The organism is Comamonas sp. CMM02, from assembly GCF_014851485.1.
GTDB lineage: Bacteria > Pseudomonadota > Gammaproteobacteria > Burkholderiales > Burkholderiaceae_C > Comamonas > Comamonas avium.
Window position 1 is genome coordinate 139278 of sequence record NZ_JACUZW010000004.1, and the last position, 12938, is coordinate 152215.

Genomic DNA, 12938 nt, shown 5'->3' on the forward strand with positions numbered 1-12938 from the left:
TGCCTGTGCATGCGTTGCGACAAATCAGTGAATGCCCTTGTTTTCTTTGTAAGTTAACTCCTACAGAGAAGAAAAAACGAGGCAATATCCTGCATCTTTCTGCCCTGTCTGCCCCTGTATGTGGATCCGTTTCCTCACTGACGATACTGCCTACGTGCCCATGCAATGGGCATGGATGGACCCACCACTCGTTGCGCTCTCCATCGCGGTAGCCATCATGACCGCCATGCTGGCCCTGCACCTTGCAGGTTTGGCACAACAGGCGACAAAGAGATGGGCAGGCCAGCTCCTGAAGACCGCCGGAGCCGTCATGCTGGGCGGCGGCGTATGGGCCATGCACTTCATCGGCATGCTGGCTTTCACGCCATGCGCCACCAGTGATTTCTCCACGATGCACCGCGCCCTGTCTGCGCTTCCCAGCCTAGCGGCTGCGTGGCTGCTTGTGCACACCCTGCAACGCAAAAACCCGCCATGGAGCACGGTGCTCCTGAGTGGCGTAGCGCTGGGTCTGGGGGTGGCGGCCATGCACTTTTGGGGCATGGCTTCGTCTGAAGCTTCGTATTCGATGTACTACGCCCCCTTAGGCCTGGCGCTGGCACTGGCGCTGGGCACCGCCATTGCCGTGTTCTCCGTGGTGGTGTATCGCCGCATGCAAGACATTGGTGCCCAGCCGCTGCACATCACCCTGCTCAGTGGGGCCGTGCTAGGGCTGGCCACGGCCAGCCTGCACTACATCGCCATGGATGCCATCTACCTGCCCGTGGGCCCTGACCCTTTGGGCACCGTGCCGCTGGATGGCCCCTGGACGCTGCTTACCACCACCGCTGCCATTGGCTTGCTGATTGGCTTGCTGATTCTGATCGGCCATATCGCCCTGCGCTGGCGCCAGATGTTTGCGCAGATTCAGCGCAGTGAAGCACGCCTGCAGGCTGTGGTCGATACTGCGGTGGACGGCATCGTCATGATTGAGGGCGATGGCCGCATCTGCGCATTCAACCCCGCAGCGCAGCGCCTGCTGGGATGGCGAGCAGAGGAGGTCATTGGCCGCAATGTCAGCACCTTGATGCCTGCGCCCCACCAGCAGGCGCACGATGGCTACTTGCAGCGCCACCTGGCAACTGGTCACACCAGCATCATCGGTTCAGGCCGCGAAGTACACGCCTTGCACAAAAATGGCGATCTGATTGATGTGCGGCTGGCTGTAGGCCGCGCCACCATGGCCGACCAACCCCTGTTTGTGGGCTTTCTGACGGACATGCGCCAACGAAAGACCATGGAAAAGTCGCTGCGCCAAAGCGAAGAACAACTGCGCACACTGATCAGCAACATTCCGGGCGTCACGTTTCGTCGCGCCCCCCACACGTCATGGACCCCCCTGTTCCTGAGTACCCCGGTGGAAGCACTGACGGGCTGGCCAGCCGAAGCCCTGATGGCCCAGGCCCAGCGCATGGAGCAGTTGCTTGTGCAGGCAGACATTGCCGGCCTGCACCGCACGGTCAGTGAAGCGCTGGAATCCGGCGTGGCCTACTCCCACGAGTACCGGCTGCGCCACCGTGACGGCAGTCTGCGCTGGGTGACTGAGAGCGGTCGCTGTGTCTATGACGACCACGGTCATGCGCGATGGATTGACGGCGTACTGATCGACCACACCGAGACCAAGGCACGCAACGCAGAGTTTGAAGGCACGGTCGCCGCAATCAACCGGGCCGTGGCCGTTATTGACTACAGCCTGGATGGCTACGTTCTGACCGCCAACCCCAACTTTCTCCAGCTCTTTGGCTACACGCTTGACGATGTGCAGGGCGAACACTTCAGCATGTTCTGTGTCGACTCGCCGCAGGTGCAGGCTCAAGATGCTGACATCTGGCTGGCGCTTCAGCGTGGCGAACATGTCAGCGTTGAGTGCCAGGCGCGCAGCAAGGATGGCCGTTTGCTGTGGGTACAGACCACATTCAGCCCCCTGCTGGATGCCAGTGGCAAACCGCTGCGCATCACCCAGCTGCTCACGGACATCACCGCCAGCCGCACCCTGGCCCAGGAGCTGCTGCAAGCCAAGGAAAAAGCCGAGGCAGCCGCTGCGGCCCGCAGCACCTTTCTGGCCAATATGAGTCACGAGATTCGAACCCCCATGAACGCCATCATCGGGTTCTCGGAAGCATTGCTTGACACCCCCCTGCGCCCCAACCAAGAGCGCTATGTGGAGACGGTGTACCGCTCTGCCCGCTCCATGCTGCGCCTGCTCAACGACATTCTGGATACCGCCAAACTGGACAAAGGCGCCGTGCAGATAGAGCTCGATGATTTCTCTGTCGCCGACATGTGCAATCTGGTGGTCGGAGCCCAGCGCATTGAGGCCGAAAAGAAAGGCTTGCAGCTACAGCTGGATATTCATGCCGATGTGCCCCGCTATCTGCGTGGAGATGCTCTGCGGATTCAGCAGATCGTGACGAACCTGATGGGCAATGCCGTCAAGTTCACCGAGCATGGCCATGTGCGCCTGGATGTGACCTACGACCAGAACATGCTGCACCTGCACATTCAGGACACGGGCATTGGTATTGCACCAGATAAGCTGGAGCACATCTTTGCCCCTTTCGCGCAAGCCGACGCATCGACCACCCGCCGCTATGGCGGCACCGGGCTGGGCACCACCATCTCCCGCCAGCTGGCCCAGTTGATGGGGGGCGATATCGGCATACGCAGCCGCGTGGGTGCTGGCACGCAATTTCATGTCCGCCTTCCGTTGCCTGCCGGGCAAGCGCCTCAAAGCATCGCGCCTGCCAGCATTGCCCCACTGCCTGCGCTGCACATTCTGTGTGTGGACGATGTGCCGCAAAACCTGGAGTTGCTGCAGGTGGTCATGCGCCGCTACGGTCACACGGTGGACCTTGCGCACAACGGACTGCAAGCCGTACAGCTGCGCCAGACGCAAGTGTTTGACCTCATCTTGATGGACTTGCAGATGCCCCACATGGATGGGCTGGAAGCTTCACGTACGATCCGCGCCTGGGAAGCTGCACACGCTCACGCCTCCATTCCCATCATTGCGCTGTCGGCCAGCGTTCTGGAGCAAGACCGCCGTGCCTCCGATGAAGCTGGCATGAATGGCTTTGCGGCCAAGCCGCTGGAGCCTCACAAACTCATGCAGGAGATTGCACGTGTGCTGCACGCACGCACAGATCCATGCAGCGACACTGCCGCCGCACACCAGGCACCTGTGAACACGCAGCACCCCATGGATGGCACGGTGGCAGACTGGCGCAGCGGACTGCAGCTGTGGGGCGGCCCCGGCCCCTTGCGCGCCGCATGGACACGCTTCATGGCAGAGCAGCAAAACCGTGTGCCGGAGCTGCGCAGTCTCTCGCAGGATGGGGACTGGGCGACAGTCTCCGCCATCATTCACCGCATGCGCGGCGCTTCTGGCAATCTGGCATTGCTGCAGCTGCACGCCGTGCTCGAACAGATGGAACACGACAGCCGCAACAGCGACACGGTGGCTTTCGAAAAGCAGCTGCCCAAACTGGTTGCAGCGCTGGCACATGTGGAGGCCTTACTGCGCGCCACGGAGTCCGTTCATGCAGCACATGCATCCGCTGCCCCCCCTGCCGCTATTGCCGGCCTCTCCAGCTCAGACTGCGCACAGATAGGTCAGGCACTCAAGCGCATGGACTGCGCCTTGCAGGCCGGCGAAATCGATGGCCATGCACTGCAGCAGTTGAGCCTGCTGCTGCCCCGTGCAGACACCGCAGCACTGCAAGCTGCGCTAGATATTTTTGATCTGGACCATGCCTTGCACTGCGTGCGAACGCTGGCGCAATCGCTGTCCCCCACCCCTCACAATCTCAGGAATACGTTCCATGCTGCCCAGCCATGAAGACCGCAGGCCCCGCCTGCTGCTGGTCGATGATGAACCCACCAACTTGCATGTACTGCGCCAGATTCTGGGCACGACCTACCGCCTGCAATTTGCCACCGATGGCGCCAAGGCCCTGCAACTGGTGCAGCAACAAAGGCCTGACCTGATCTTGCTGGACATCATGATGCCCACGCTCAGCGGCTACGAAGTCTGCCGCCAGCTCAAGGCCAGTGCGCAGACGCAGGACATTCCGGTGATTTTTGTCTCGGCCCTGTCCGAGATGGGCGATGAAGCCCTGGGCTTTGATGCCGGCGGCGTGGACTACATCGTCAAGCCAGTGCGTGCACCCATCGTTCTGGCACGCGTGCGCACGCACCTGTCGCTGGTCAGAACCGAAGCCCTGCGCCAGTCACGCCTGCACATCGTGCAGCGCCTGGGCCGTGCTGCCGAATACAAAGACAACGAAACCGGCATGCATGTGCTGCGCATGAGCCACTTCTCGCATGCCTTGGCGCTGGCCATTGGCTGCAGCCCGGAATGGGCCGACGAGCTGCTGCACGCTGCACCCATGCACGATGTGGGCAAGATTGGCATTCCTGATGCGGTGCTGCTCAAACCCGGCCCCCTGACCGACAGCGAGTGGCAGATCATGCGCCAGCACCCGGCCATTGGTGCTGAAATTCTGGGCGAAGACGACAACGGCATTCTGCAACTGGCACGCAGCATCGCCCTGACCCACCATGAAAAGTGGGATGGCTCGGGCTACCCGGCAGGCCTGCGCGGCAACGCCATACCGCTGGCAGCGCGCATTGTGGCCATTGCCGATGTCTTTGATGCCCTGACCTCCGTGCGCCCCTACAAGCGCGCATGGTCGGTCGACAGCGCCATGGCGCACATCCAGAGCCAGGCGGGTCTGCACTTTGACCCTGATCTGGTTCCCGTCTTCCTGTCCCTGCGCGAGCAGCTGGAAACCATCCGCCAGCGCTGGAAAGATGAAGCGCCAGAACCCGTGACTGCCGACTGCCTTGGATAATGCAGGGCATGACTGTGTCTGCCCTGCCTTCTGCCTGGACGGTGCGCCCTTTGGACGCACACGATGTCGATAGCCTGCTGCACGTGCAAACCATTTGCTATGGCGATGATTTTCTGGAAAGCCGCGCTGTCTTTGCCCAGCGCCTGGCCTGCCCGCACCAGTGCTCCATTGGCGTGGTGCGCACTGGCGAGCAGACCTTGAGCGCCTACCTGGCGGCCTACTGGTCCAGCCCCGGCAAGATCACGCCTTTGGACGGCGCTTTCACGCCCCCTGCCACTGCCACGCAGGTGCTGTACCTGCACGACATGTCGGTACTGCCGCAACTGGCGGGCCAAGGCGTGGCACGCCATCTGGTGCAGCACCTGTTTGCACGCGCACGCCAGCGCCGCCTGCAGCACGCTGCGCTGGTGTCGGTGCAGGGTTCACAGGCTTATTGGGAACGTCAAGGCTTTTCTGTATGCCCCGTGATGGATGAGCAACAGTTCATGCACCTTAAAACCTATGGTGACGGTGCTCTGTACATGACGGCAACGCTCTAATTTCTGACAGTTGCGCGATTGACTGACAGGCGCTGCAAATGGCATCGCCATAATGCGCGCATGCCAAACCGATGGAAACCCAATGTCACGGTCTCGGCCGTGATCGAGCGTGATCAGCGTTTTTTGCTGGTGGAAGAGCACACGGCCGATGGCCTGCGCCTCAATACCCCCGCCGGCCACCTGGATCCTGCCGAAACCCCTGTGCAGGCCTGCGTGCGCGAAGTACTGGAGGAGACGGCCCACAGCTTCACCCCCACGGCGCTGATCGGCATCTACATGAACCGGTTCATCCGCACCCGCACCGGCTCTGACATCACCTACATGCGCTTTGCATTCACCGGTGAGCTGGGCATGTACCACGTGCACCGCAAGCTCGATGAAGGCATCGTGCGCACCGTATGGCTTTCGCTGGAAGAGCTGCACGCCAGCGCCCACCTGCACCGCAGCCCCGTGGTGCTGCAATCGGTGCGCGACTATCTGGCGGGGCAGCGCTTTGATGTCAGCCTGATTCAGGCCGACCCCAGCATCTACAGCGTGCCAGAGCCTACGCCGCATACGCAGGATTTACTCTCCAGCCTTAAATAAAAGAGAGTGGTTAACGCTTACCAAATAAGCACTTCAGCATCATTTAATGCTGAAGTGCTTGTATTTATTACGCCAACAGCTCTCTTTTTCATACCACCTCCGGCAATTCTGCGCGCATGAACCGGCAGTGCGGAAACCGCGCACAGCGCCAGAAATAGCGCGATGCGCCTTCTGCGTCCGGCAAGCTGCGGTGCACCAGATTGCTGCCGCACTGCGGACAATCCGCTGCATGCAACGGTGCAGGTTGCGGCACTAACGGCGCGAATGGCTCGGTGCGCAGCACGGGCTCCGTGCACAGCTCGGGTTCGGTACTGCGCAGTGCGATGGGTGCAGCAACGGGTACAGGCGCAGAAACCGCAGCGCCAGCCGTCTTGCCGCTTGGCACCTTGGGCCGCGGCGCAGCATGGCGTGCACGCACATTTTCTACGTGCGCACGGTGCGTGGCACGTGTGGCCTGCAGCCTTTTTTGTGACAGGGCTTGCCGCCACTGCGCGACCTCCTGCTCGGTCCAGACCACCTCGGTATGGCTTTGAATAAAAGCCACGCAATCGCGCCCTTGCGTGACACACGCGGGCATCTCGGTCTTGAAGTGGCTATGGCCCGTAAACACCACCACCGAGTGCAGGTGCTGCAGCGGCACCTGCAGCACTTGCTGCAAAGCCATGATGTGGAGCCAGTTCTGGTGCAACGGGTTTTGAAAAGCGGTGCGGTGCCTGTAAATGGATTGCGTCCATTTCTTTTGTTTTTCTGAGCCAAAAATCCAGCCCTGCATGTGCTTGGTCTCCAGCACAAACAGGCCGTACGGCGACACCACCACATGGTCAATCTGGGTAGTTTTTCCATCGGCCAGCCGCAGGGTGACGTTGTGCACGCAGTGGTAGTGCAGCGGGTTCAGATCTCGTGCCAGCCATTGCTGCACCTTGCGCTCGCCCCACCAGCCCTTGAACCGGGGTGAACGCAGCACCCCGGCCAGCAGCGCCACGCCAGCGGCCAGCACCACCCACATCCACAACACCCCCTGCACCTGCTGCAACACTGTCGCCATGCCTGCCCCCTTTGTTGGCTGCAGAGCATAGCGGCCATGAAAACGGTGCCGCAAGGGCTCCTTCACCCTTCGGCTCAGAAAAACCATGCAGTGGCGCACTCAACGCTCAGATGTTTGCCTCATGAGCAAACAAAAAATCATTCGTTTTAGAAAACACAGTGGCTTCTTACAGTGGCATTCATTGATATTGCCAGCCGAAAGAAGCGCCTGATGACCGACCGCGATGCCCCGTTGCCCACTCCTGACACCCTGTCTCTGCTGCTGGCCAGCCAGGGCATTACAGCCCCTGAAGCACAGGCTGCCGTTCACGCAGGCCTGCAGGTGCTGCAGGACTTTCTGCGCACCTTCAACGCCCGTGACGCCCATGCATGGGCCCAGGTCATGAACTACCCGCATGTGCGCTTTGCGGGAGAGCAAGTGACCGTCTGGGACAACGCACTCGACTATGCCGCCAGCAATGACCTGGCCCCGCTGTCTGCAACCGGCTGGGCCTACAGCCGCTGGGACTTCATCCGCCCAGTGCAGGCAGACGCCACCAAGGTGCACTTTGCGCTGCAGTTCACCCGCTACGACACGCACCATCGCGCCCAGCAGTCCTACCAGGCGCTGTATGTAGTGACCTTGCACAACGGCCACTGGGGCGTGCAGTCGCGCTCCAGCTATGCCGGCATTCTGGCCCCCGGTGCTGCTTTCTGAGGAGCCCGTTGACATGCCCTGCCCACTCTTTGCCCCAAGTGCCCAGCGCACACTGTCGCGGCGCAGCTGGCTGCACAGCGCCATAGCGGCCAGCACGGCTTTCACCACTGCAGGCCTGGGCCTGCCTCTGTCCGCCCAGGCCAAGCAAGCGGCCACCTATCCCGCACGTCCCCTGAAAGTGATCGTGCCCTACCCTGCAGGCGGTGTGATTGATGTCACAGCCCGCGCAGTCACCGATGCACTGGCCCAGCGCTGGGGCCAGCCGGTCATCGTAGAAAACCGCCCCGGCGCCAATGGCAACCTGGGTGCCCATGCGGTGCACCAGGCCACGCCCGACGGTTACACGCTGCTGATCGGCTCCATGTTCACGGTCATCAACCCATTGACCGACAGCAGCACCCGTTACCGCACCAGCGACTTTGTCCCCGTGGCCAGCATCGGCAGCACGCCCAATGTGTGGGTGGTGCCAGCCTCCGCCCCCTGGCACACACTGCACGATTTTCTTGCACAGGCTCGCCAGCAGCCCGGGGCCTTCAACGTTGCCAACCCGGGGCAAGGCAGCTCCAACCACCTGGGGCTGGAACGACTGGCTGCCGCTGCGGGCATACAGCTCACGCAGATCAACTACCAGGGCCAGCCACCGTTCATTACCGACCTGATCAATGGCCAGCTGCATATCGCCCCGCTGACCACAACGCTCGCCTTGCCGCACATCCAAAGTGGCAAGCTGCGCGCCCTGGCTGTGGCGGCACCCACACGCCTGGCGGCACTGGCCCAAGTGCCCACGCTGAGCGAGCAGGGCCTGAGCGATGCCACGGTCGTGCCATGGAGCGGCTTCATGGCGCCTGCTGGCACACCCGAGGCCATCGTGGCCCAGCTGCAGGCCGCCATTGTGCAAGTGCAGGCCCAGCCTGCGGTGCTGCAGCGCTATGCCGCATTGCAGGCCCAGGCACCCGAACGCCCGCAAGACTTTGCACAGCTGGTGCAGCATGAGCAGCAACGCTGGGCTTTGGTGCTGGGCCGCATTGAACAAACAGCCAAAGCGCGCTGATACGCGGGCATACACACACTGATCAGAAAGGCAAAAAGGCCACCTTGAAGGTGGCCTTTGCGTTGTGCGCAGAAACTCTGCTCTGCCAAGTGCAGGCTGCGCGTCTGGCAACTACGGCGTCAGTTCAGCGCCATGCTCAATTTGCGTCGGTAGCTGTTGACCAGCGCCGTGGCCTGGTCTTGCTCGGCAGTGTTTTTGCCCAGCAGTTCAATGCCACCGGCTGTCTTGCCGGGTACGGCATCGGGCTTTTTGGGCTTGGCCGGAGCCAGCAGTTCCAAAATGCCAACAAACAGCTTGCGCGCAACCTGTCCGTTCCATTCCTTGTCGCGCATGATGATCTCCAGCAGCTCGTCCATGGCAGCCGTCCACTGGCCTTCTGCCGCCAGCACCTGCGCCTTGGCAAAACGGGTGTCAAAGTCGCGCTTGTTTTGCGCAATGGCGGCATCAAACTGCGCCAGCTCCCAGTTGCCGCGCTCGTCTTGCTGCACAAACAGCATGCACTGCAGCCAGTGCTGCAGGGCTTCAAACTGCAGTGGCTTGGGAATGCGCTTGAGCGGCTCGTGCAGCAAGGACGCGGCCTGCTCGTAGTCGCCACTGGCAATCAGCAGGCGCACATAGTCAAAGCGCGCATCATCGTTGCTGGGGTCAGCGGTCAGTGCATCGGCCAGCTTTTGCAGGGCAGCCTGGGTGTCACCCGATTCGATCAGTTGCTGGGCCTCGTCCACCTCGGACTCGGCCATCAGCTCGCCCTCAGAAGGCAGGTGCTTGTCCAGAAATTCACGCACCTGACCTTCAGTCTGTGCACCCATGAAACCATCCACCGGCTTGCCACCCACCATCAGCACGCAGGTGGGCACGCTGCGAATACCGAACATGCCGGCAATTTGCTGGTTGGCGTCCACATCCACCTTGGCCAGCTTGAAGCGGCCTGCGTAGGCAGCCTCCAGCTTTTCCAGCGTGGGCACCAGCGTTTTGCAGGGGCCGCACCAGGTGGCCCAGAAATCGACCAGCACGGGCGTTGCCATGGAGGCGGCAACCACCTCAGATTCAAAATTCTCTACGGTGATATCAATCATGTATCCATCCCAGTGCAGTGCGCACACTGCGCAAGCCATTGATCAGCGCCTTGCAGGCGTACAACGCGTCATTCTCTAGCAATTCAAGTGCACATTCGTGCCAGCCAGCTACAGAGATAAGCGCCGGGCACCAGATTTCAAGCCCGCGCAGGGGCAGACGACCCCGCAACCCTGTGTGTCTGGGGCTTACCCGTAAAATCGCAGCTTCCACTAGGCCGGGCCGCAAGCGCCCTCGAGAGAGAACATGAACTCCATCCAGATCGGTGTGGTCATGGGTTCCAGCAGCGACTGGGACACCATGCAGCACGCAGTTGCCATCCTTCAGCAATTCGGTATCGCCCACGAAGCGCAAGTGGTTTCGGCCCACCGCATGCCTGACGACATGTTCCGCTACGCAGAGGCCGCTGCGGGCCGTGGCCTCAAAGCCATCATTGCAGGGGCTGGCGGCGCTGCCCACCTGCCCGGCATGATTGCCGCCAAGACCCCCGTACCCGTGCTGGGTGTGCCCGTGGCCAGCCGCCACCTGCAAGGCGTCGATTCACTGCACTCCATCGTCCAAATGCCCAAGGGCGTGCCTGTGGCCACTTTCGCCATTGGCGCTGCAGGTGCTGCCAACGCCGCCTTGTTCGCCGTGGCCCTGCTGGCCAACGAAGACCCCGCACTGCGCGCCAAGCTGGAGGCCTTTCGCGCCGAGCAAACAGCCGCAGCCCGCGCCATGACTTTGCCCCCCGTCGCCGTATGAACGCCCCTGTCGACACCCGCAAGGTGATCCTGCCCGGTGCCACTTTGGGCGTACTGGGTGGCGGCCAGCTGGGCCGCATGTTTGCGCACGCCGCGCAAGCCATGGGCTATTTCACCGCCGTACTGGATCAGGACGCCACCAGCCCTGCAGGGCTGGTCAGCCACCACCATGTGCGCACCGCTTATGAAGACCCGCAGGGCCTGACCGAGCTGGCGCAGCTGTGTGCAGCCGTCACCACCGAGTTTGAAAACGTACCTGCGGGTGCGCTCAACCAGCTGGCGACCAGCCTGCCCGTGTCGCCCGCCGGTGCATCGGTGGCCATCGCCCAGGACCGTGCTGCTGAAAAAGCCCATTTTGTGAAGTGCGGCGTGCCCTGCGCGCCCTACGCCGTGATCGAGTCGCCCGAGCAACTGGCCGCCGTGAACGATGCGCTGCTGCCCGGCATCTTGAAAACAGCCCGCATGGGCTATGACGGCAAGGGCCAGATTCGCGTCAAAACCCGCGCTGAACTGGTGGCTGGCTGGCAAGAGCTGGGCCGCGTGGCCTGTGTGCTGGAAAAAATGCTGCCACTGGCCCACGAATGCTCTGTCATCGTGGCGCGTGGCCGTGACGGCACCATCGTGAACCTGCCCGTGCAGCGCAACCTGCACCGCGACGGCATTCTGGCTGTGACCGAGGTGTATGAGGGCAACCTGCCTGCCACACAGGTCGAGCAGGCGATTACCGCAGCGAAATCGGTCGCCATCGGTCTGGACTATGTCGGTGTGCTGTGCGTGGAGTTCTTCGTGCTGGACAACGGCCAGCTGGTGGTCAACGAAATTGCTCCGCGCCCGCACAACAGCGGCCACTACAGCCAGAACGCCATGGATGTGTCGCAGTTTGAGCTGCAGGTGCGCAGCATGACCAACCTGCCGCTGGTGCAGCCGCGCCAGCACAGTGCCACCATCATGCTCAACCTGCTGGGTGATCTGTGGTTCAAGGACAGCGACACGGCCCAAGCCCCCGCGTGGGACCAGATTTTGGCCCTGCCCGGCTGCCACCTGCACCTGTACGGCAAGGTCGATGCCAAGCGCGCCCGCAAGATGGGGCACTTGAACATCACCGCCGCCACGCCCGAGCAGGTGCGCGCCACGGCACTTAAAGCTGCCGGCATTCTCGGCATTGCCGCGTTTTAAGAGGACCGCACGTGATTTTGGATGGAACGCTGGACGCCTCGGTGCACGCCGCTGCTGCTGCCCTGCAGCGCGGTGAGCTGCTCGGCCTGCCCACGGAAACGGTTTACGGTCTGGCGGCCGATGCAGACAACGACAGCGCCGTAGCCCAGATCTTTACGGCCAAAGGGCGCCCTGCCAACCACCCACTCATCGTGCATGTGGCCGATGCCCAGGCCATCACGCACTACGCCAAAGCAGTGCCGCTGTTTGCGCAGCAACTCATCGATGCGTTCTGGCCCGGCCCGCTCACCCTGATCCTGCCGCGCCTGCCGCATGCCGCCAGGGCATCGACCGGCGGGCAAGACAGCGTGGGCCTGCGCTGTCCCTCACACCCCGTGGCACATGCGGTGCTGCGTGCATGCCAGGTGCTGACCCCACCCGTGTGGGGCGTCTCGGCCCCCAGCGCCAACAAGTTTGGCCGCGTCAGCCCTACCACCGCACAGCATGTCGCCACAGAATTTGGGGATGACTTGCTGGTGCTGGATGGCGGTGCCTGCGAGGTGGGCATTGAATCGACCATCGTCGACTGCACACGCGGTGTACCCGTGCTGCTGCGCCCCGGAGCCATCACGCGGGAGGATATTGCGCATGTCTGCGGCCAGAGACCACTCTCCAAAGAAGAGCTGCAAGCGAATACCCCACGGGCCTCCGGCACACTTTTGGCCCACTACGCCCCGAACGCCAAAGTGCGCCTGATGCCAGCCAGGCAACTGCAGTCGGCCCTCGACCTGCTGGGTGCAGACGGCTCGCGCATTGCGGTCTACCACCGCAGTGCGCTCACATCCGCCTCCCAAGGTGTGCACCTGCGGGCCATGCCCCAGCAAGCACTGGCAGCCGCGCGTGAACTGTTTGGCACGCTGCGCGACTTTGACGAAATGGGCATCCAGCTCATCTGGATTGAAACCCCACCCGAGACCAGCGACTGGGAAGGCGTGCGCGATCGCCTGCAGCGCGCAGCGGCGGCGGGTTAGCCCTGCGCCTAGCAACTGGCACACTCCAACCCCAAAACGCCGAGCAAGGGCCGCCCCGCAGCGAAGGTGGCGTCCCCTTCCCGCGCAAAGCGCGTAGAGAGGGGAAGGCGCGCAGCGCCTCAGGGGCTGA

General features: G+C 62.4%; 11 protein-coding genes. 9 read left to right on the forward strand and 2 right to left on the reverse strand.

Annotated elements, in window-relative coordinates:
* The first annotated feature begins 118 nt into the window (after nt 1-118).
* The 4 genes from IB213_RS14220 to IB213_RS14235 are packed head-to-tail and all read left to right on the forward strand — an operon-like array spanning nt 119 to nt 6013.
* Nucleotides 119-3874 (forward strand): PAS domain S-box protein, encoded by a 3756-nt coding sequence (locus IB213_RS14220; protein WP_192407329.1) that lies wholly within the window; start codon nt 119-121, stop codon nt 3872-3874.
* Nucleotides 3858-4889, forward strand: coding sequence for a two-component system response regulator (locus IB213_RS14225; RefSeq protein ID WP_192407331.1), 1032 nt, complete (start codon nt 3858-3860; stop codon nt 4887-4889). The genes IB213_RS14220 and IB213_RS14225 overlap by 17 nt, the downstream gene beginning before the upstream one ends.
* Nucleotides 4890-4897: 8 nt before the next feature.
* Entirely contained in the window at nt 4898-5428 is a 531-nt protein-coding gene (locus IB213_RS14230) for a GNAT family N-acetyltransferase (protein WP_191721910.1), read from the forward strand.
* Between the two features lie 60 nt (nt 5429-5488).
* A complete protein-coding gene (locus tag IB213_RS14235; RefSeq protein WP_192407333.1) occupies nt 5489-6013 on the forward strand; it encodes an NUDIX hydrolase in 525 nt (174 codons plus the stop codon).
* 88 nt (nt 6014-6101) lie between these two features.
* Here IB213_RS14235 and IB213_RS14240 read toward each other — a convergent pair whose 3' ends face one another.
* Nucleotides 6102-7058 carry a nuclease-related domain-containing protein gene (locus tag IB213_RS14240; protein WP_192407335.1) on the reverse strand — a complete coding sequence of 319 codons (957 nt, stop codon included), beginning with the start codon at nt 7056-7058 and terminating at the stop codon, nt 6102-6104.
* 210 nt (nt 7059-7268) lie between these two features.
* Here IB213_RS14240 and IB213_RS14245 point away from each other — a divergent pair, with 210 nt between their 5' ends.
* A complete protein-coding gene (locus tag IB213_RS14245) occupies nt 7269-7754 on the forward strand; it encodes a hypothetical protein (protein WP_191721913.1) in 486 nt (161 codons plus the stop codon).
* A gap of 13 nt (nt 7755-7767) precedes the next feature.
* Complete coding sequence (locus tag IB213_RS14250; protein WP_192407337.1) at nt 7768-8805, forward strand: tripartite tricarboxylate transporter substrate binding protein; 1038 nt, start codon at nt 7768-7770, stop codon at nt 8803-8805.
* A gap of 119 nt (nt 8806-8924) precedes the next feature.
* Here IB213_RS14250 and trxA read toward each other — a convergent pair whose 3' ends face one another.
* The gene (trxA, locus tag IB213_RS14255) at nt 8925-9881 is read right to left on the reverse strand and encodes a thioredoxin (protein WP_192407344.1); all 957 of its coding nucleotides are present in this window, start codon (nt 9879-9881) and stop codon (nt 8925-8927) included.
* A gap of 244 nt (nt 9882-10125) precedes the next feature.
* Here trxA and purE point away from each other — a divergent pair, with 244 nt between their 5' ends.
* The 3 genes from purE to IB213_RS14270 are packed head-to-tail and all read left to right on the forward strand — an operon-like array spanning nt 10126 to nt 12808.
* A complete protein-coding gene (gene purE, locus IB213_RS14260) occupies nt 10126-10623 on the forward strand; it encodes a 5-(carboxyamino)imidazole ribonucleotide mutase (protein WP_191721916.1) in 498 nt (165 codons plus the stop codon).
* Nucleotides 10620-11798 (forward strand): 5-(carboxyamino)imidazole ribonucleotide synthase, encoded by a 1179-nt coding sequence (locus IB213_RS14265; RefSeq protein ID WP_192407346.1) that lies wholly within the window; start codon nt 10620-10622, stop codon nt 11796-11798. The genes purE and IB213_RS14265 overlap by 4 nt, the downstream gene beginning before the upstream one ends.
* Nucleotides 11799-11809: 11 nt before the next feature.
* Entirely contained in the window at nt 11810-12808 is a 999-nt protein-coding gene (locus IB213_RS14270; protein WP_192407348.1) for an L-threonylcarbamoyladenylate synthase, read from the forward strand.
* Nucleotides 12809-12938 lie beyond the last annotated feature (130 nt).

Excerpts from the sequence above, each read along its gene's own strand:
- IB213_RS14235 (WP_192407333.1), top strand. The coding sequence starts at position 5,489 with ATGCCAAACCGATGGAAACCCAATGTCACGGTCTCGGCCGTGATCGAG.
- IB213_RS14225 (WP_192407331.1), top strand. The coding sequence starts at position 3,858 with ATGCTGCCCAGCCATGAAGACCGCAGGCCCCGCCTGCTGCTGGTCGAT.
- trxA (WP_192407344.1), bottom strand. The coding sequence starts at position 9,881 with ATGATTGATATCACCGTAGAGAATTTTGAATCTGAGGTGGTTGCCGCC.
- purE (WP_191721916.1), top strand. The coding sequence starts at position 10,126 with ATGAACTCCATCCAGATCGGTGTGGTCATGGGTTCCAGCAGCGACTGG.
- IB213_RS14245 (WP_191721913.1), top strand. The coding sequence starts at position 7,269 with ATGACCGACCGCGATGCCCCGTTGCCCACTCCTGACACCCTGTCTCTG.
- IB213_RS14240 (WP_192407335.1), bottom strand. The coding sequence starts at position 7,058 with ATGGCGACAGTGTTGCAGCAGGTGCAGGGGGTGTTGTGGATGTGGGTG.
- IB213_RS14265 (WP_192407346.1), top strand. The coding sequence starts at position 10,620 with ATGAACGCCCCTGTCGACACCCGCAAGGTGATCCTGCCCGGTGCCACT.
- IB213_RS14230 (WP_191721910.1), top strand. The coding sequence starts at position 4,898 with ATGACTGTGTCTGCCCTGCCTTCTGCCTGGACGGTGCGCCCTTTGGAC.
- IB213_RS14250 (WP_192407337.1), top strand. The coding sequence starts at position 7,768 with ATGCCCTGCCCACTCTTTGCCCCAAGTGCCCAGCGCACACTGTCGCGG.
- IB213_RS14220 (WP_192407329.1), top strand. The coding sequence starts at position 119 with ATGTGGATCCGTTTCCTCACTGACGATACTGCCTACGTGCCCATGCAA.